Annotated in this window: 17 protein-coding genes; 11 read left to right on the forward strand and 6 right to left on the reverse strand. The window is 64.1% G+C overall.

Features of this window, described 5'->3' with window-relative positions; translation table 11 throughout:
• Positions 1–88: 88 nt before the first annotated feature.
• Together C457_RS18165 and C457_RS18170 are read right to left on the reverse strand one after the other, a co-directional pair.
• Positions 89–1,123 carry an SGNH/GDSL hydrolase family protein gene (locus C457_RS18165; protein WP_008096949.1) on the reverse strand — a complete coding sequence of 345 codons (1,035 nt, stop codon included), beginning with the start codon at positions 1,121–1,123 and terminating at the stop codon, positions 89–91.
• A 643-nt stretch (positions 1,124–1,766) separates the two neighbouring features.
• Positions 1,767–2,705: a dihydrodipicolinate synthase family protein gene (locus tag C457_RS18170; protein WP_081909243.1), complete on the reverse strand. Its 939-nt coding sequence runs from the start codon at positions 2,703–2,705 to the stop codon at positions 1,767–1,769.
• A 225-nt stretch (positions 2,706–2,930) separates the two neighbouring features.
• Between C457_RS18170 and C457_RS18175 the strand changes: the two genes are divergently transcribed.
• On the forward strand, positions 2,931–3,770 hold the full coding sequence (locus C457_RS18175) for an NAD-dependent epimerase/dehydratase family protein (RefSeq protein WP_004972056.1): 840 nt from the start codon (positions 2,931–2,933) through the stop codon (positions 3,768–3,770).
• A 141-nt stretch (positions 3,771–3,911) separates the two neighbouring features.
• Complete coding sequence (locus C457_RS18180) at positions 3,912–5,564, forward strand: right-handed parallel beta-helix repeat-containing protein (RefSeq protein ID WP_049913722.1); 1,653 nt, start codon at positions 3,912–3,914, stop codon at positions 5,562–5,564.
• A 123-nt stretch (positions 5,565–5,687) separates the two neighbouring features.
• Here C457_RS18180 and C457_RS18185 read toward each other — a convergent pair whose 3' ends face one another.
• Positions 5,688–6,149, reverse strand: coding sequence for a universal stress protein (locus C457_RS18185; protein WP_008096952.1), 462 nt, complete (start codon positions 6,147–6,149; stop codon positions 5,688–5,690).
• Positions 6,150–6,320: 171 nt separating this feature from the next.
• On the opposite strand from C457_RS18185, the gene C457_RS18190 reads away from it, so the two are divergent.
• The 7 genes from C457_RS18190 to C457_RS18220 all read left to right on the forward strand — a co-directional run bounded on the left by C457_RS18190 (position 6,321) and on the right by C457_RS18220 (position 13,148).
• Complete coding sequence (locus tag C457_RS18190; protein WP_004041061.1) at positions 6,321–6,542, forward strand: hypothetical protein; 222 nt, start codon at positions 6,321–6,323, stop codon at positions 6,540–6,542.
• Between the two features lie 123 nt (positions 6,543–6,665).
• Complete coding sequence (locus tag C457_RS18195) at positions 6,666–8,522, forward strand: ABC transporter substrate-binding protein (RefSeq protein WP_008096953.1); 1,857 nt, start codon at positions 6,666–6,668, stop codon at positions 8,520–8,522.
• 68 nt (positions 8,523–8,590) lie between these two features.
• Entirely contained in the window at positions 8,591–9,595 is a 1,005-nt protein-coding gene (locus tag C457_RS18200; protein ID WP_222114939.1) for an ABC transporter permease, read from the forward strand.
• 2 nt (positions 9,596–9,597) lie between these two features.
• Positions 9,598–10,623, forward strand: coding sequence for an ABC transporter permease (locus C457_RS18205; protein WP_008096955.1), 1,026 nt, complete (start codon positions 9,598–9,600; stop codon positions 10,621–10,623).
• A gap of 45 nt (positions 10,624–10,668) precedes the next feature.
• A complete protein-coding gene (locus C457_RS18210; RefSeq protein ID WP_008096956.1) occupies positions 10,669–11,739 on the forward strand; it encodes an ABC transporter ATP-binding protein in 1,071 nt (356 codons plus the stop codon).
• Entirely contained in the window at positions 11,736–12,797 is a 1,062-nt protein-coding gene (locus tag C457_RS18215) for an ABC transporter ATP-binding protein (protein ID WP_008096957.1), read from the forward strand. The genes C457_RS18210 and C457_RS18215 overlap by 4 nt, the downstream gene beginning before the upstream one ends.
• 132 nt (positions 12,798–12,929) lie before the next feature.
• A complete protein-coding gene (locus tag C457_RS18220; protein WP_008096958.1) occupies positions 12,930–13,148 on the forward strand; it encodes a hypothetical protein in 219 nt (72 codons plus the stop codon).
• Between the two features lie 148 nt (positions 13,149–13,296).
• On the opposite strand, the gene C457_RS18225 is transcribed toward C457_RS18220, so the two are convergent.
• Positions 13,297–14,427 (reverse strand): enolase C-terminal domain-like protein, encoded by a 1,131-nt coding sequence (locus tag C457_RS18225; RefSeq protein WP_008096959.1) that lies wholly within the window; start codon positions 14,425–14,427, stop codon positions 13,297–13,299.
• 108 nt (positions 14,428–14,535) lie between these two features.
• A complete protein-coding gene (locus C457_RS18230) occupies positions 14,536–15,963 on the reverse strand; it encodes a sulfatase family protein (RefSeq protein WP_083864321.1) in 1,428 nt (475 codons plus the stop codon).
• A gap of 56 nt (positions 15,964–16,019) precedes the next feature.
• Here C457_RS18230 and C457_RS18235 point away from each other — a divergent pair, with 56 nt between their 5' ends.
• Together C457_RS18235 and C457_RS18240 are read left to right on the forward strand one after the other, a co-directional pair.
• Complete coding sequence (locus C457_RS18235) at positions 16,020–17,636, forward strand: glycosyl hydrolase family 28 protein (RefSeq protein WP_338036224.1); 1,617 nt, start codon at positions 16,020–16,022, stop codon at positions 17,634–17,636.
• A 169-nt stretch (positions 17,637–17,805) separates the two neighbouring features.
• Positions 17,806–18,222 carry a GlcG/HbpS family heme-binding protein gene (locus tag C457_RS18240; protein WP_004972082.1) on the forward strand — a complete coding sequence of 139 codons (417 nt, stop codon included), beginning with the start codon at positions 17,806–17,808 and terminating at the stop codon, positions 18,220–18,222.
• Positions 18,223–18,306: 84 nt separating this feature from the next.
• On the opposite strand, the gene C457_RS18245 is transcribed toward C457_RS18240, so the two are convergent.
• On the reverse strand, positions 18,307–19,170 hold the full coding sequence (locus tag C457_RS18245; RefSeq protein WP_049913723.1) for an SMP-30/gluconolactonase/LRE family protein: 864 nt from the start codon (positions 19,168–19,170) through the stop codon (positions 18,307–18,309).
• Positions 19,171–19,656 lie beyond the last annotated feature (486 nt).

Here is a 19,656-nt window from a genome sequence, read left to right on the forward strand (position 1 = left end):
CGAACAGGGGGGTCCTTCCGTGTTACGCTCGCGGAGATTTCGTTCGGAAAATTCGACTACGAGAGCGTCTGAGTCGCGCATATCCCGGTCAATCGTCCATGAGAGATTCGAGCTCGCGCGCGAGGCGCTCACCGATGCGAACCATCGCGTCGTCGCCGGGGTGAACGAGGTCGGTCGTCATCCCGCTGGCGGTCGGCAGGAGGTCGGGACCCTCCACGAGGTGGACGTTGTCGTAGCCGCACTCGGCGACCACGTCGCGAAGGTGCTGGCGGAACGTCTCGGAGAGCGTCGCTTCCTCGTGGTTCCGTTTGTATTCGCGCACGTGCGGGAACAGCGTGATGCAGGCGACGGGTTTCGTCGGGTTCGCCGCGGCGACGGTCTCGACCATATCCGCGGCCCGGTCGCGGAACTCGTCGGGCGAGAACCGACCGACCATGTTCACCGAAAGCGAGAGCGTCGCCACGTCCCAGTCGTCGCGGGCGGCGATGTGCTCGGCCATCGCGGGGTCGCAGTAGGCGGTCCCGCAGGAGCCGAGGTTTATCGGGTCCGCGCCGAGTCGCCGCGCCGTCTGATTGACGTACGTGAGCATCTCCGCAGAGGGGGCTTCGCCCTCGGTAATCGACGTGCCGTACGCGAGGTATCGGAGGCTCGGCACCTCGTCGGCGGTCGGCGGCCGCCGCGTGCCCTCGACGTCGTGGTAGTAGATGTGGCCGCCGCGGTGGTCGCCGGGGAAGACGAGTCGACACACGTCGGGCGCGTAGCGCATCTCGCCGGTCGCTTCGGGGTCGAGGTCGGAAAGCGACTCCGGGGGAGACAGTTCGACCGTCTTCGGTTCCGGCCCGAGCGTGAACTCCTCGCCTGTCGCCTGAAAATCCCCCCAGAACGGACGAACGAGGCTGTTTCGCTCCTCGGAGGAGAGCGTGATACGGACCGTCTCCTCCGGGACGAACCGAATCTCGGTCCCCGCCGGATGAGACATCCGCGTCTGCGCGCCGGTGTTCAGGCCGCTCCTGACCGCCTCCGGAACGCGGAGCAATCGAAGTCCCTCCCGGGGTCGAACCCGTTGGAGCGCCCTGACGTTGTGGAACTGAATGTCGTCGTGCTGGATATCGTCGTGCTGCATACCGTGTGAGTCTCGCACACGCCGCACCTACTTATCGCTACCTCCAGCGACCGACACGCGGCGGCGATCGCGGCGAGATTCGGCGCGAGACGAGCCCTCGTCCGGCAGTCGGGTTCCCGAGGCGGGAAAATTACAAACGTATGTTTGTAATTCATAGGCGACTATAGCGCCGAATTCGCGCGTTCGTCGTTCGGAGCGGCGAGCCAAAAAGAACCGCAAACCAGCTAAACCACCGATTCAACGCATTTAGAGGCCCGAAACACCTCGTTCGTAAGCAGGGAACGAGAAACCCCTCAGAAGTGAATAATAAGGCACGATTCGGCGATTGTTCGTTCGCCAGTGGCGAACAAAATCGGGTGGGACGCGGACCGCGCGGCTCTCAGTCTCCGGAGGGCTGTCCGCTCGGCTGTCCGAAGTGAGGAGGTAACGCAGTTGTCACGGGTCGAGAGCCGGTGGTTACAAACGGACCGGTGAGCCGTGAAAACGGCTCGGCAGCGGAGTGATGACGGCGAGACGACGAAAAGTGGTGGTGGGGTGCGTCCGACCGATGCGGCCGGGTGCGTCAGACAGGTGTGGTGAGCGTGGTCAGTCGGTGTCGGTGCGGTCGGAGCCGTCGGTTCGCGCTCCGGTCGCAGTCGTCGGTTCAGTCGATGACGCGGGCGATACCGTCGTCGAGTTCCTCGTACAGTTCCTCGGCGCGGCGCTCGTCGGCGGCCGACAGCGACCGAATCGGCTCGCGGACGTTCCCGCCGTGCAGGCCGGCCAGTTCGAGGCCTTTCTTCACCGCGGAGACGCTGATCGCGCCGGGGAGGTCGTTGTCCTCGCCCGTCTCGCCGCGGAAGTCCTGGAACGGAAGCGTCAGGTCGCGAATCTCGCGGGCGTGCTCCCAGTTCTCCTCGGTGAGTGCCTCGAACAGCGCGAGGCCGATTTCCGGCCGGAAGTTACTGACGCCCGCGGAGAATCCCTCGATACCCTCGTTCCAGAACGAGACGGCGTACGGTTCCGCGAGGCCGTCCACCCAGACCACGTCGTCGTCCGCGGCGGCGACGGCGGAGCCGAGTTTGACCGGGTCCTCGATGGCGTACTTGACGCCGACGACGCCCTCGATGCGCGAGAGGTCGCGGAGGAAAGAGACCGAGGGGTCGAAGCCGCGGACGTAGGGAACGAGCGGCGTGTCGGTCGCGGCGTCGAGCTTCTCGTAGTAGCGGAGCAGTCCGCGCTCGTGGACGTAGGTGTGGTCCGGCGGCATGACCATCATCGCGTCCACGCCGATGCGGTCGTAGGCTTCCATCAGGTCGGTCGCGGCCTTCGTCGACCCGCCGACGCCGGCGAGGACGCAGGCGCTGTCGGGGAGCGCTTCGACGCTCGTCTCCGTCACGTCGACGCGCTCCTGTTGGGACAGCGAGTGGTATTCGCTGATGTTCGCGGCCGCGAGGAACGACGAGATACCGTCGCCGGAAAGCGACTTCGCGTTAGCTTCGAGTTTGTCGTGTTCGATCTCCAGGTCGTCGTCGAACGGCGTGAGCAAGCCGACGGCGACGCCACGGAGACGACTACGTACACGGTCGTCTGCGAGTGGCATGGTACAGTCAATCTGAGTCAACCGTGATAAAGGCATCGTCAACCCCTGAATCCGGTGTTCGCGCGCGAGAGCGCCCGCGAGTGGTCCATCCGCGAGTCAACAGTCAGGCGTTGTGAACTATCGAAACGGTCGGGGGTCGATTCCCGGTGGGCGAGAGACGCCGGCTCGAAGTCGGATTTCGCGGTCACCCATCAATTTATTACGATTTGGTCAGAGTGGATTCGTATGGACGTCTTGATGACCGGCGTCTATGGCCGGTGCGGCACCGCAGTCATAGACCACCTGCACGACGACGACGACTACGACTTCACGTACTTCAACCGCTCCGACCGTCCCGACGACCACCCCTACGGTGGCTACGACACCGTCGTCGGCGACGTGTCCGACTACGACGCCCTCAACGACGCCGCGGAGGGACAGGACGCCATGATCCACATGGCGGCGTACCCCTACACCGACGGCACGTGGGAAGACATCTTCGAGCCCAACATCATCGGGATGTACAACGCGCTCGAAGTCGCCCGCGAGAACGAAATCGAGTCGTTCGTCTTCCTCTCGACCAACCACGTCATGGGCGGCTACGAGGACGAGTTCTCCCCCGAGATTTACGAGCCGGGTCACGGCCTCGTCGTCGGCCACGACGACCCCGTCCGCCCCGACTCGTTCTACGGCGCGTCGAAGGCCTACGGCGAGGACATGGGCCGATACTACGTCGAGAACTACGAATACCCCAAGCAGTTCTACGCCCTCCGGGTGTGCAGCGTCCGGATGCCGGAGTACGACCACCCCTACGGCGACGCCGAGCAGGCCGTCGAGAACGGCGAGTTCGAGCGCGGGAGCGCCGAGTACGAAGAGACCGTCGGGCGCATGAAGGCGATGTGGCAATCCCGCCGCGACTTCGCCCACGAAATCGACTGCTGTCTGCAGGACGACAACGTCGAGTTCGGCATCTTCAGCGGCGTGAGCGACAACCAGCGCCGGTGGTACGACCTCGAACACGCCCGCTCGCAGATCGGGTACCACCCGCAGGACGACGGCGAGGAGTGGGATAGCCCGCCGGAGTAGTCCCGAACGTCCGAGCCACGCCCCGCTGTCTGTCCCGTCTGTCCCATTTTCGATTCTTCTGCCGACGCGTCGACGCTGACGCAAGCGAATCTGATTCTGCAATTAACTTTATGTGTATTTGTTAAAAACAGAGTCATGGGTATGAAAGACACACCCACAGCCAGCGATTCGAACCGAGCCTCGCTCACCAGACGAACCGCACTCGCGCTCCTCGGGGGCACGGGTGTCGCGGCGCTGTCCGGCACCGCGGCCGCCCAGTCCGACGACGAACGCGAGGGCGACGAGAGTCACGGGAACGGTCGCGGAAACGACGGAAAGCCGTGGAATCGAGACGTCGACGCGAACGGGAACGGCCTGTATAACCTCGCGTCGCTCGACGTGGACCACCTCTACACCTCGGCGCGCGACGCCGACGTCATCGTCTGGAAGGACGACGACGGGACGTTCCACGCGGACGGCGCGGACGGCGAAGTCGCGTCGGGAGACGGCGTCGTACCGGTCGCGCAGGCGGCCGTCGACAGCCTCACCGAGGGGCGGACGTGGAACGAGAAAGTGCTCATCGCCTCGCCCGGCGAGATTACTGGCGCGGACGGCAACCTCGAACTCCCGAGTTACACGACCCTCGACGCGCCGGCCACGCTCTCGATTCCGGACGGGGAGTCGGTGCCGCCGGTCGTCAGGGCCGTCGGCGCGGAACACGTCGAGGTAGAATCCCTCGTCGTCGACGGGCCCGCGGCGATGGGTATCCGACTCACCAGTTGTTCGAACGTCCGACTCGGCGACATCCGCATCACGGGCGTGACGAGCGACGGCATCCGTATCGACGGGCGGGGCGACGCGCCCCGGTCGACCGACATCCAGATGGGACAGATATACATCGAAGGGAACGGCCACCACGGCGTCGAGACCTACGGCGTCGACCGCATCCAAATCGAGCAGGTCGTCGGCAACGACCCCGCGAGCTGCGTCGTCCTCCTCAATGACACCGTCGACGCGACGGTGAACAGCGTCGTCGGCCTCGAACCCGGCGGGCCCGCGGGCTACGCGACGTTCCGCGTCGCCAACGGCGCGCACGACGTGACGGTCGGCGAGGTCGTCAGCCGCGGCGGAAATCGGGGCGTCTTCGGCGTCTCCGAGTGTTACGACATCACCATCGGCCACGTCAACATCGAGGGCGCGGAGGACCAGGGTATTCTCATCCAGAACTGCCGGGACTTCACCGTGCAGGGCGGCGTCGTCAAGAACACGAACGGCGACGGCGTCCGCATCGACTCGCGGAACGACGGCGAACAGCTTCCCGCGGAGGGTATCTCCATCAGCAATCTCCGGGTCTACGACGACCGCGACGAGCCGAAACAGACGTGGGGCATCCTCGAAACCGGCCCGGCGTGCAACCACAACCGCATCGTCAACAACGACGTTCGGGGCGGCGGGACGACCCGGAACATCGGGATTTTCTCGAACACGACGGTCGTTCGGGACAACGTCGGCGGCGGCTTCACCGACGGCGAGGTGACGCTCTCGGCGGGCGAGTCGCCCGCGGCCCGCGTCGAGGGAATCAGCGAGTTCCCCGACGTGACCATCCCGGGGAGCGTCGACGAACCGGAGGACTTCGAGGCGTCGGCGCTCTCGGTCCGCGCGAAGCCCGCGACGACGGGGTCGTCGGAGACGTACGCGTGGGAGAGCTACGTGGAGTGGAACGGTTCGGCCGGGAGTTGGGACCTCGTCTTCGAGTGGCGCACCGACCCCGGCGTCGACGTGACGCTCGACTACGTCGTGGACAAGACGCGCTGAAGCGGCCGTCGCACTCGGCGGCTGACGGCCGACGTAGACGACTGCCGACGGCTGATGACGAACGACTGCGCGGGTCGATGAATCCGAAAAAACAGGTGACGGGTCAGGCCGCCTCGACGACGCTCACTCGGTGTGAAGCGTCACGTAGCCGTCGAAGTTGAGAATCACGAACTGCGCGAGGTCGCCGAACAGCGCCTTCCCGGTCGGCGAGCGGTTCCGACCGAGGATGAACACGTGGTCTGCGCCCTCCTCTTCTGCGACTTCGATGACCGTCTCGGCGCGCTCTTTCTCACTAGCGATTCGCGGGACGATTTCGTAGGACACCTCGTCGTCGGCCCCGAAGACCTCTCGGGCGACTTCCTCGGCGTCGTTCATCGCGCCCTTGAACGCGTCCTGTTCCGTGTACGACGTGTGCTCGACGTCGCCGATGGTGTCGAGGACCTCCTGGGTCTCCTCGAACTCGTCTTCGGTGAGCGTGACGAGGAGGACGAGGTCGGCGTCCGCGCCGAGCGCGTGTTCTCTGGCCTCCCGGAGGAGGTCCGCGTGTAAGTCAGTGTTCTCGATGAGTACTAATCCTCTGTCCATGCACCTGCATTTCGTCTCGTCTTATCTAAGTCTACCGCAGGAACGGACGGCGCGGGCGGGGGTGGCGGGAGTGCGCGCCACCGGACCGCGCTCCTCTCCCCCGCGTGCGACGCGCGACTCGTCACCTGGCGGGGCAGTATACTGAAATACACCGCGGTACTCTACGTAGGCATGCCCGAAACGAGTCTCGCCGACGTGCTCCGCGACTACGAGACCCGGATGAAGTTCGTCCTCGTCATCTCGCTGGCCTCTATCGTCCTGCTACTCATCTCGCTCCCGTCTATCGAACCGGGAACGACGACCCACGCGCTCGTCTACCTCCAGCTGACGACGTTCGGCGGGTTGGCGGTCCTGATGCTCGGACTCCTCCTGTGGACGGCCAGAAGCGCGTGAGGGACGTTCATCGAACCCTGAAAGTCAGGAATCACAACTATGATAGTTATTTTCTCTGGCACGGCCAGTATGGACAAATCCAGTATCTATATTAACCGGGAGTATCATGATAGATGATACCGCATGGCTGGAAAGCGTTCAACCAACTGGAGTAGACGAGACCTTATCAAATACGGGGCAGTCGCTGGCACAGCGGGTCTGGCAGGCTGTTTCGATAGCTCAGGGCAGACGACGACCGAGGAGAGCACCGAAGGCGGCACGGACGGCGGAACGAGCACCGAGGGCGGGGCGACCCTCGCCGACGACACGCTCGACTACCCCGCGGGCCGACCCGCGACGGACGTGCAGTTCAACCGCTACAGCCTCGGCAACTACGCGCACACCCTGCAGGACCAACTGTTCGAGGAAGTCGCGCGCGGCTACGCCGACGGGACGGTCCGACCCGACCTGCTCGAAGACATGACCGTCGACGGGCGGACGCTCACGCTGACGTTCCCCGAGGGGTTCAAGTGGTGGAACGGCGACGACCTGACGGCCGAGGACTACTACATCGGCCTCGAAATCGACCGCCTGCAGTCGCCCGAGCAGTCGCCCATCGAGAGCAACACGCTGGTGGACGACTACACCATCGAGCGGACGTTCAAGACGGCCGTCTCGCCCAACCTCATGAAGGCGAACGTCGCCGAGACGTTCGTCAACACCCCGCGGTCGATCTACCGCGAATACCTCACGCGCTACGAGGAGGCATCGAGTGACAGCGAACGTGAGAGCGTGACGAGCGACCTCCTCGACATGAGCATCACGACCCAACAGCTCATCGACGAGGGACTCGGCAACGCGCTGTACCGCGTCACCGGCTTCAACTCCTCGGAGACCATCCTCGAGAAGTTCGAAGACCACCCGTACGCGAGCCGCACGGACATCCCGAACGTCCGCATCATCCCCGAGACGACCTCCGACGTGGAGTCGCTGTCGGTGAACGACCAACTCGACATGAACCCCGACGTGCTCATGTCGGAGTCCCAGCAGTCCCGGTACCCGGACAACATCGAGAACGTCTACCGGCTCAACTGGTTCCGCACCCAGAAGTTCACGTTCAACTTCAAGAACGAGCACATCGCGAGGCTTCCCGTCCGACGCGCCATCGTCAACGCGGTGGACTTCGAATCGATGGTCGCCGCGATGCGGCAGGCCGGAACCGTCGGCGCGCCCGCCGAGAACCAGACGGCGCTGCGCTCGACGATTCACGAGGAGTACCTCGGCTCGGACTTCGTCGACCAGCTCATCGACTACCCGGTCGGCAAGGACCTCGAAACCGCGACGCAGCTGCTCGAAGACGCCGGCTACACCAAGGAGAACGGGACGTGGGTCGACCCTGACGGCGAGTCCTTCACGTTCACCGTCCTCACGCAGAACAACAACACCCAGGTGCAGGCGACGAAGGTCTTCAACGACCAGCTCAACGCGTTCGGCATCCAGACGAAGATTAGCACGGTCAGCTCGACCGACTACTACCAGCGCCTCCAAACGTACGAGGCGGACATCTTCTGGATATGGCACGTCGCGAAGGCGCTGTGGCACCCGACGGCGTACTTCTCGAACAACTTCTACGGCATCGAGGTCGGCGACCCGTCCAGCGGGAACGAGACCGGCCCGACGGGCAAGCCGTTCACGACGACCATCCCGAGCGAGGTCGGCGCGACCGAGATTTCGGGCAGCGGCAAGGAGATCCAGCCCGCGAAGCTGATGAACGACCTGCCGAACTCCGAGTCGGCAGAACAGGTCAAAGAGCGGACCCGCGACCTCGTCCAGTGGTTCAACTACGCGCTTCCGGACTTCGTCTTCGTCGAGGAAGACTCCGGCTACTGGGGCGACACGCAGGACTTCTCCATGCCGACGGGCGACGACTACGAACTCAACACCAACCGGCCGGGCGAGTTCTCGTTCAAGAACGGATGGATTAGCTCGAACTCGGAGTAAGACGGCACCCCCAACGGGCTTAACCACCACAATTAAGCCCTCTCACGCTAGAAGCCAAACTATTAATAATGACACCAAAGTATTTGTTGAAACGTCTCGGGCAAGCGATACTGACGTTTCTCGTCACGATGACGGTCTCGTTTCTGCTGTACCAAGCCATGCCGGGTGGTCCGACGGAGGCGATGCGGAGCGTGATTCTCTCGCAGAGCGGCGGGAGCGTCGACATCGACCGACTGAACAGGATGATACAGCTCTACACGAACGTGAATCCGGACCAGCCGATGCACGTACAGTACTTCAACTACGCGTCTGACGTGATTCTCCGGCAGGACCTGGGCACTTCGTTCTTCAAGAACGAGAAGGTCACGACGCTCATCATGCAGCGCATCCCGTGGTCGATGTTCATCAGCGTCTACGCGCTCGCACTGGGCTACTCGCTGAGTATCTTCCTCGGCGTGATGACGGCCTACCGAGAGAAGTCGCGGTTCGACTCCACGGTGTCATCTCTCATCATCGGACTCAACTCGATTCCGTACTACATCGTCGGCGTCGTGCTCATCTACTTCCTCGCCATCCAGAACAACTACTTCCCGACGGGCGGCCGAATCGGCTCGGGAATCGCGGCGGGGTACAACCCCGAGTTCATGCTTAGCCTCGTGAAGCACGCGGCGCTCCCGGCGATTTCGATGGGCGCGCTCGCGACCTCCGGGGCGCTCGCCATGCGCGGCAACGCGATTCGCGTCCTCGGCGAGGACTACATCCGCGTGGCGCAGCTCCGCGGGCTCCGCGAGACCCGCATCGCCACGCAGTACCTCGGGCACAACTCCATCCTCCCGATGTACACGCAGTTTATGATCGGCATCGCCGGCGTCTTCAGCAGCGCCGTCATCGTCGAGGAGGTCTTCGCGTACCCGGGCATGGGTCTCCTGATGTTCGAGGCGGTCAAGACGCAAGACTACCCGCTGTTGATGGGCACGCTCCTCGTGTTCACGGCGATTTCGCTGACCGCCATCTTCATCGCCGACCTCACGTACACGCTCATCGACCCGCGCATCTCGGTGGGTGAGGAGTAACTATGAGCGAAACACATTCCGACTCGTTCGACCTGAAGGACCTCTACGACGAGGACATCGACCCGGACCCCGAATCGCGGGCCGACCGCGCAAAGCGGTTCCTCGAGATGAACGTCGTCGCCCCCGCGCGCATCGCAGTCGCCGACTGGCGCGCGCTCGTCGGCGGCGCGATTCTCGCGTTCTTCCTCCTCATGGGAAGCGTCGGCGTCTGGCTCGTCGAGCGGCCGACAAGCGGTGACGCTCCTGTTCTCGCCGCGCCGTTCGAATCGCTCGCGTACCCGCTCGGTACCGACGTGTTCGGCCAGCCGATTCACGCCCAGCTCATCCACGCGACGCCGGGCATGTTCAAGATGATCTTCGCGGGCGCGGTCGTGAGCGTCGGCTTCGCCGCCCTCGTGGGCGTCGTCGCCGGCTTCGAACACGGCACGCGCATCGACTCGTTCCTGATGACCGTCACCGACGTTGTCATCACGATTCCGGGCCTGCCGCTCATCATCGTCATCACGGCCATCTTCCAGCCCGAGAACCCCTACATCGTCGGGGTGTTCCTCGGCATCGACAACTGGCCGGGACTGGCGCGGACCGTCCGCTCGCAGGTGCTGAGCATCCGCGAAGAGTCCTACGTCGAGGCGTCCGAAATCATGGGCATCCCGCTGTCGTCGATTCTCCGGCGGGACATCCTCTCGCAGCTCATGCCGTACGTGATGATTAACGGGGCGCTCACCTCTCGACGCATCATCTTCGAGTCCGTGGGCCTGTACTTCCTCGGCATCCTGCCCTTCACCACGTTCAACTGGGGCGTGATGATGAACCTCGCGTACGAGGGCAACGCGCTCACCCGACCGGATATGCTCCCGTGGATGGTCGCGCCCATGGTCTGTATCTTCCTGCTGTCGTTCGGGCTCGTCCTGCTATCGCAAGGGCTCGACAGCCTGTTCAACGTCCGCCTCCGGGCACGCCACGCGAAAACCTCGAAGAAGAAAGGCACCTCGAAGAACAACCAATCGCAGGCGACCGGCGGGGACTGACCCCGTGCCAACACCTATTACCAGACGATGACTACCAATCAAACAATGCGAACGTCGAATCAGAACGACTCGGACCCGGACCAAGACGTCGTGTTCGAAGTCCGCGACCTGGAGGTCACCTTCGGGACCAACCGAGGCGAATCGAGAGTCGTCCGCAACGTCGACTTCGACATCTACCGCAACGAGACGCTCGGCATGGTCGGCGAAAGCGGCAGCGGGAAGTCGATGACGTCCTCCGCGTTGATGAACGCGGTCGTCAGCCCGGGCGAGACCTCCGGTGAGGTCACCTACTACCCGCCGGACGGCGGCGAGCCGATTTCCGTGCTCGACCTCGACGAAGAGGAGCTTCGGAAGTTCCGCTGGGGCGAAGTCGCCATGGTGTTCCAGGGCGCGATGAGTTCGTTCAACCCCGTCAAGAAGGTCCGCGGCCACTTCAAGGAGACCCTCGAAGACCACAACCGCGACGTTGAGGCTGGGCTCGAACGCGCTCGCCAGATTCTGGGCGACCTCTACTTAGACCCCGACCGCGTCCTCGACTCGTACCCCTACGAGCTGTCCGGCGGGATGAAACAGCGCGCGCTCGTCGCGCTCGCGCTCATCCTCGAACCGGAGGTGCTCGTGATGGACGAGCCGACCGCCGCGCTCGACCTCCTGATGCAGCGCTCTATCGTTTCGCTGCTCAAGGACCTCAAAGAGGAGTACGACCTGACCATCATCTTCATCACGCACGACCTGCCGCTTCTCACTAAGCTCGCGGACCGGCTCGTCGTGATGTACGCGTTCGACATCGTCGAGGTCGGCTCGACCGAAGAGATTCTCTACGACGCGGCGCACCCGTACACCCGGTCGCTCCTCAACGCGACGCCGGACTTGAACGCCCCCATCGAGGAGATGCAGTCGATTTCGGGCTCGAAGCCCGACCCGGTGACTAACATCCCGGGCTGTTCGTACCGGCCGCGGTGCCCGATGGCCGACGAGTCCTGCGCGGAGGCGGAACCGCCGATGGCGGACCGCGGCAACGGCCACCGAACCGCGTGTTTCTACCACGACGACGTGTCCGACGAAATTCCGATTCCCGCGATGGAAGCGGCCGAAGAGGGCGGTGAGGGCGAATGAGCGTCGATAACTCCATCCTCTCGGTGGACGACGTGTCGGTCCACTTCACCGATAGCGGCGGCTTCCTCGGCCTGTTCGGCGAGCGGCAGACGGTCCGCGCCGTCGACGGCATCTCGCTCGACATCGGCGAGAACGACGTGGTCACGCTCATCGGAGAGTCCGGCTGCGGCAAGTCGACGCTCGGAAAGGCCATCATCGGCGCGCAGGAGCCGACCCACGGCTCGATTACCTACCGCGGACAGGACATCTGGGAGGCCAAGAACAGCCGCAACCCGGACATCCCGTTCTCGGAGATTCGGCGGTCCCTCCAGATTATCCACCAGGACCCCGGCAGCGCGCTGAACCCGAACCAGCGCATCCTCACCTCGCTGATGCTCCCGCTGAAGAAGTGGAATCCGAACCTCGGCGAGGAAGAGCGCAGAAAGCGCGTCTACGCGCTCCTCGAACGCGTCGGGCTCACGCCCGCCGAGGACTTCGTCGAGCGGTTCCCCCACCAGCTCTCGGGCGGCGAGAAACAGCGCGTCGTACTCGTTCGGTCGCTGCTCTTGAACCCGGACGTTATCCTCGCCGACGAGGCCATCAGCGCCCTCGACGTGAGCCTCCGGGTGGAGATGATGGACCTGATGCTCGAACTGCAGGACCTGTTCAACACCTCCTACGTCTTCATCAGCCACGACCTCTCGAACGCCCGGTACATCGCCGAGAAGTCCGGCGGCCGCATCGCCGTCATGTACCTCGGCCGCATCGTCGAAGTCGGACCGATAGAGCAGGTCATCGGCAATCCCCAACACCCCTACACGCAGGCGCTGAAGTGGGCGACGCCGAACCTCTACGAGGGAGAAGGCGACGACGACCTCCCGATTCGGAAGATCGACATCCCCGATCCGACGAACCGACCGAGCGGCTGTCACTTCCATCCGCGCTGTCCGAAGGCGCGTGAGGTCTGTGAGACCAACGACCCGGGCGCGTTCGAAGACGAGGACGGCCACGCCGCGCGGTGCTTCCGCGCCGACGACACCCACGAGTACTGGGACAGTCCGAGCATCGTCGACGACTGAGCCATCCGCTCGGGACGCCGCGACCCAGTTTTCAACTATCCGTTTTCGACCCGCAGAGCCGTTCGAGCCGGGCGAACGACGCCCGCACGAACAGTATCTATTTGTGTGCGGAGAGCTACCGTGTGAGTACGTATGTCAGTCAACGCATCGCGCGTGCCTTCGCTCCGGAAGGCCGCGTCGTCGAACCGGAGTTTCATCATGACCGTGCTCGCTGGCGTCTTCATGATTGCCCTCGCGCGCTTCGTCCTCGACGGGACGCTCGCGGGGATGTTCGGCGTCTGGGGAATCTCGCTCATCGGCGTCGGTATCGGCGCCTTCCTACTGCTCCGACTCTGGGGTTCGTACAATTGACCGCGGAGGTCCGCCACCCGCACCGAGCGTCGAACTAACACACCGAAAAACAGCGCGCAACGCCGCGCCAGCGACCGCCGTCGATTCTGTTTCGTAGCGGCCCTCGTCAGTTGTTCCGTACTCCGTTTCGCCGCGCGTTCTCGCGCGGTTACTCGACGCGGTTGGCGTCGATGTAGTCCCAGTCGAACGCGTAGCCGAGCCCCGGCGTCTGCGGGAGTTCGACCACGCCGTTCTCGTCGATTTCGTCCGGCGGGTGTTCGAGGCCGGGGAAGTACGTCTCGTAGTCGTGTTTCGGGTGCAGGAGGCCGCGCTCGTAGTACCGACCGGGGAACGCCATCGTCCCGAGCAGTTGGAGATTGGGCGCGTCGCGGCCGTGAATCTCGCACTCGATGTTGAACGACTCGCAGAGGCCGACCGCCTTCAGCGCCGGCGTGATGCCGCCCACGTCGTAGACGCCGACGCGGATGATGTCGGCGATATCCCGCTTTATCCACTCGGCGCGGGTGTGCATCCGACCCTCGGCGGTCTCGGGGCCGACGACGGCGATATCGAGTTCGTTCGAGAGCCACTCGTAGGAGGACATCGAGTGTTCGTCCATCGGCTCCTCGATCCAGCGGAAGTCGAGGTCTTCGAGCGCCTTCCCGATCTTCTTGGCCTCGCTTCGGCTGTAGAAGTGGTGGGCGTCGAGCATGAGGTCGATATCGTCGCCGACGCGCTCGCGGACCGTCCGGCAGGCGGCGATGTCCTGTTCGGGGTCGTCGCCGAACGGCGGCATCCACGTGTGGAGCTTGACGGCCTGATAGCCCTCCTCGACGAGTTCCTCGGCGAAGTCGGCGTACGCCTCGGGCGAGCCGAGTCCGTCGGGGTCGTCGTCACCGACCATCGTACTGCCGTAGGCCGGGACCGAGTCCCGCGCCGCGCCGATGAGTTGATAGACCGGGAGACCGGCGTCCTTGCCGGCGATGTCCCAGAGCGCGCAGTCGATGGGCGCGACGCGCTTGTCGGTGAGCGTTCCCTTGTTCAGTCGCTCGGCCCGGCAGAGCAGTTGCCAGAGCTTCTCGCGGTACAGCGGGTTCTCGCCGACGAGATGCTTCTTGGCGAACTCGTTGGCCGCCTCGTGGCCGCCGCGGCAGTAGCCGTCGGGGCCGCCGTCGACGACGACGTGCGTGATGGTCCGCGTCGACTCCCTCGGCTCGCCGGGGTGGCCGTGGCCCTTCTCGTCGGGGTCGATGTGGGACTCACAGCTGAACCGGATGGTACGGATGTCGCTGATCTCCATTCGTGATAGTCGGTTACGCGGAACGCTCATAAAAGTACGGCGGGACCGGCGATTTCGGGGACTGGACGGCGCGGAGAGCGAGGGAGAGAACCCAGTGACGCCGGTCGGTCAGTCCAGCACGTCGGCCGGCTCCTCGGGGTACGGCTCGCGGACGAGCCGACCCATGTCGATTTCCTGGTACGGCGCGCGCCGGAGCGTCCCGTTCTCGACGAACTCGTTCGCGCCCGCGTCGGTCAGCTTCTCCGCCAGCGCGGCGCGGAGTTCGGCGACGACCTCGGGGTTGTCGGCGGCGCACTCGTCGAGTTCGTTCGGGTCGGCCGCGAGGTCGAACAGCTGTTCGCGGCCGCCGTTGCGCATGAACACGTACTTCCAGCGATCCTCGCGGACCATCCCGGTGAAGTTCGGGGGGAGCCGCGGCGTCCGGTGGTAACCGAACAGCCGCTCGCGGGGCTCGGCGTCGCCCCGAATCGTCCCGAGCACGTCGACGCCGTCGCGGAGTTCCTGGTCGCCCGCGGCGGTCGTCGCGATGCCGAACAGGTCGGTCAGCGCCACGAGGTCGTCACGGCGGTCGCCCTCCGGAAGCTCCGCGGGCCAGCTCACGAGGAACGGGACGCGACACGACGACTCGAAGAACGACGACTTCTCCCAGCCGCGGTGGTCGCCGAGGAGTTCGCCGTGGTCCGAGAAGAAACAGATGAGGGTGTTGTCGGCGTCGTCGCGGGCCTCGACCGCGTTGAGCAGGCGGCCGATGCGGCGGTCGACCTCCGATATCATCCCGTAGTAGTACGCCTTGATGACCCGGACGGTGGTGTCGTCGATACCGCCTTCGCGGGTCGTCCAGAAGTGGTGGTTCTGGGTGGGAATCTTCTCGTCCATGTGGTCGGTTTCGAGGTCGCCTTTCACCGGGTTTTCGAGCCGCTCGGGGTCGTACATCCGGTCGAAGGGCGGCGACGGCGCGAACGGCGGGTGCGGGGGTTCGTACGAGACGAGGCCGAAGAACGGTTCGTCGGTGTCGCGGCCGATGAGGTCGACCGCGCGGTCGGTCATCCACGCCTCGTAGTTGTCGTCCGGCGGGAGCCGGTTCTGTTGGGGAAGGTGGACCATCGCGCCCTGTCGGGCGGTCGTCTTGACCTCGTGGCCGGTCTCCTCGCGGAACGCCTCGAAGCTCAGGCGGTGGTCGTAGCCGAGGTCGATGTCGCGGGGGTGGGCGTGATACTTTCCGACGAGGAACGTCCGGTAACCCCGCTCGCGCATGCTCCGGGCGAGGAAGGGGCCGCACCGGTCTTCGAGATGTCGCGCGTCGCGCTTTTCGTTCCCGAGGTAGCCCGTCGAGACGGCCTCGCAGCCGGTTCGGATGGTGTGTCGCGCCGGGATACAGATTGGGTCGGGCGAGTAGGCGTTGGTAAAGGAGACGCCGCGGTCGACGAGTCGGTCGATGTTCGGGGTGTGGATTCGACTGTTTCCGAGCGCCTGAATCGTGTCCGACCGTTGCTGGTCAGTCATCACGAACAGGACGTTTGGGCGAGCATCACTCACGGCCGAACTCCGACCACCAGTAGTATAAAGATAGGCCACCGCGACGGTACGGGTACATGCCACCCGCAGCGAGTGCCTTCGACGTGACAGCCTACGCCGACTCGACCGACGACCTCCAGACCGAGGCGTTCCAGACGGCCATCGACGACTGCTCGGAGTCCGGCGGCGGAACCGTCACCGTCCCCAGCGGGACGTACACCGTCGGAACCGTCCATCTCCGAAGCAACGTGACGCTCTATCTGGAGGCCGGCGCGGTCGTCAGCCCCGCGAAGGACGAAGCCGAGTACACGGACAAGTTCATCGGCCCCGACAACGAGCGCATCTTCTTCCTCGCCGAGGACGTGGAGAACGTCACCATCGCCGGCGAGGGCGAGTTCGACGGCCTCGGAACCGAGTTCATGCGGATGGACACGCCGATTCAGGGCCACTCCAACGAGAGCGCGTCGCACCCGCTCATCTCGAACGGTCCCCACGAGGCGCGACAGGGCGACGCCTACCTCTCGCGGACGAAGGGGACGGACGGCTGGCCCGTCGCGAAGCCCGACTTCCGCCCCGGCCCGATGTTCCGGTTCAACAACTGTACGAACGTCCGCATCCGCGACGTGACCATCCGCGACATGCCCGCGTGGACGCTGTCGTTCCACGGGACCGAGGAGGTCGACATCCGCGGCGTCGACATCCTCAACCACCTGCTCATCCCGAACTGCGACGGCATCGCGCTCGGCGACACGAAGAACGTCCACATCTCCGACTGCACCATCCAGTCGTGCGACGACAGCATCACCTTCGGCGCGCGACCCGACGAGCCGGTGACCTGCGAGGGCATCGTCGTGACGAACTGCACGCTCCGGTCGAGCGCCTGCGCCATCAAGTTCGGGTCGGGCACCGACGACACGATTCGCGACTGCCTGTTCCAGAACATCGTCGTCCAGGAGTCGAACCGCGGCCTCGGCATCCAGCACCGCGACTCGGGCGTCGTCGAGAACGTGCTTTTCACCGACATCGTCGTCAACTCCAACATGCTCCCCGGCCCGTGGTGGGGCAAGGGCGAACCAATCTACGTCACGTCGGTTCCGCGCGACGACGACACCGACCTCGGCGGGATTCGGAACGTGCGCTTTTCGAACATCGTCGCGCGCAGCGAGAACGGGGCGCTCGTCTACGGCTCCGAGGGCTCCGACATCGAGACCGTCGAGTTCGACAACGTCCGTATCGAACTCACCGGGAGCGAGCACGCCGACGAGGTGGGCGGTAACTTCGACCTCCAGCCGAGTTCTGTCGTCACGCCAATCTTCGCCAACGACATCGCCGGCGTCCACGTCGAGAACGCCCGCGACGTGACGATGCGCGACGTGACCGTCGAGTGGGACGACAGCGGCGACCTGCCCGACTACTACCGGAGCGGGCTTGCCTGCGAGGACGTTGACGGCCTGCTCGTCGACGGCTTCGTCGGCCGACAGGCCCACCGCGACGACGACGCGGCGGCGATTTCGCTCGTCGACACGACGGACATCACGGTTCGGAACTCCCGGGCGACAGAGGGGACGGAGACGTTCCTCTCGCTTTCGAACACGGACGGCGAACGCCTGTTCGTGAACAACGACCTCATCGACGCCGCCGACGCCGGCGACGTGGAGTCGTTCGAGCGGTCGGGGAACGCCCTCCCGCGGTAACCCGTACGTTCAAGCCGACGCGACAACGATAGACGAACGCGAAAACGCGTAGGCGAGTCCGCGGCGTTCGATTCGGTTCGGATAGCCGTATCACCGGCTGTGTCCGCTAAGACGGCTGTTCTCCCCGTGAACGGTGGTTTTTTGCCCCGAGCGGTCGACGGTCGAGTCGATGGTTCAAGAGCTAACGCTAGCCGAAGCCAAGACGATTCTCGACGCGGCGGAGGAGAAAGCCGAAGAACTCGGCGTCCCGCTGAACCTCGCGGTGACGAACAGCGAGGGGAACCTCCTCGGGTTCCGCCGGATGGACGGCGCGAAGCTCGTCGCGAGCAACATCGCACAGAACAAGGCCTACACCGCGGCCGCGGTCAAGAAGCCGACCCACGAACTGAAGGAAGGTGCCGAACCCGGCGGCGACGTGTACGGCCTCCACACCACCGACAACGGTCGCGTCGTCGTCTTCGGCGGCGGGTTCCCCGTCGAACACGACGGCGTCGTCGTCGGCGCGGTCGGTGCGAGCGGCGGAGCGGTGTCCGAAGACATGGAAGCGTCCCAAGCGGGGCTCGAGGCGTTCGAACCGCTCCGCTGAGACGCCCGCGTCGGAGTCGCCGAGTTCGGGTTCGGTTCCGACGACACCCAATCCAGCGTATCTGTCCTCACGGTCCCGTTTCGGTCAGAAGCGAACGTACGCCGAGCGGTCGGTCTCGGCCGCGTAGAGACACCCCGTCATGTCCGCGACGTAGAGCGTCGAACCGTCCGGACCGCCGAGCGTGCAGTTCGTCGGGCGGTTCTCGGGGAACGGGTGGCGTTCCAGCACCTCGCCCGACGGGGAGAAGACGTAAATCGATGGCCCCGGGCCGCTTTTTTCCCATCCGGCGCAGGCGACGATTTCACCCGACGCCGTGAGCGTCATGCCGTCGATACCCCGGTGGTCGCCGAAGTCGTGTAGTATCTCGCGGGGGCCGAGCGACCCGTCGTCCCGAATCGGGTAGGCTCGCAGGTCGGTCTCTTGGTCCGGGCCGTAAGTGCATTCTGCGACGTACAGTCGCGTCTCGTCCGGCGAGAGGAGGATACCGTTCGGACGGTCCATCTCGTCGGTGAGCTGGACGAGTCGCCAGTCGTCACCCGGGTCCGGTCGCTCGGCCCGGAAGACGGAAGTGTGGCCGAGCAACCCCCGGTCCTTGTCGTCGGGGTCGGTGAACCAGACGTCGCCGTCGCGGTCGATTTCGAGGTCGTTCGGCCCGTTGAGCGGCGTTCCTTCGAACTCGTCGACGACGACCGACGCGGGCTCGTCCGGGGCGAGCGCGGCGATGCGGTGGCCCTCGGCCTCACAGGCGTACAGCTCGCCGCCGAGACCCTCGTGAAGCCCGACTGCGCCGGCGGTCGAGTCGATGTAGACGCCGGTCTCCCCCGTCTCGGGGTCGTATTCGAGGACCTGATGCTCCGTTATTTCCGTGAATCGAACCGCGTCGCCGGTCCAAATCGGACCCTCAGTCGCCCGGAACGGACCCGCGACTCGCTCGAACTCCCATGCCATCGAGTGGTCGTTCTTTCCACGGAGACTTAAACGTCGTCCGACGGGCTCGAAGTCGGTCGCTCGGTCGTTGGGTTCCATTTTGTCAATTCTAATTCCAATTTTAGAAACAAGACGGGGAGAACTGTCGCACCAAAATCGACGCAGCACTGTCCGAATTCCGGACCCCGTCACAGAACAGAACCCAAAAAAAATAGTACAAATATCTTGATAGTTTTTGAAAACAATCGTAAATACATCATGTTGATTTTCCGAGTTGAATATATTTTAGAAATATTTTCCCACATATAGGCCTTAATTAAATTATTTTATCCATATTAAGTCAGTTTTGTATTCCAAATATATTGTTTTTGCAAGTATTTATTCTGATTTAGATATGTCTCGCATAGAAATACCAATTAAGATTTTAACATAGTATTTTGATAAGAGTTCGTGAGTCACCAACCGGTAACGATATCCTCGGAAATCGCGACTCGTCGCGGAGGCGAA

It is taken from the genome of Haloferax prahovense DSM 18310 (assembly GCF_000336815.1).
Classification (GTDB): Archaea; Halobacteriota; Halobacteria; order Halobacteriales; family Haloferacaceae; genus Haloferax; species Haloferax prahovense.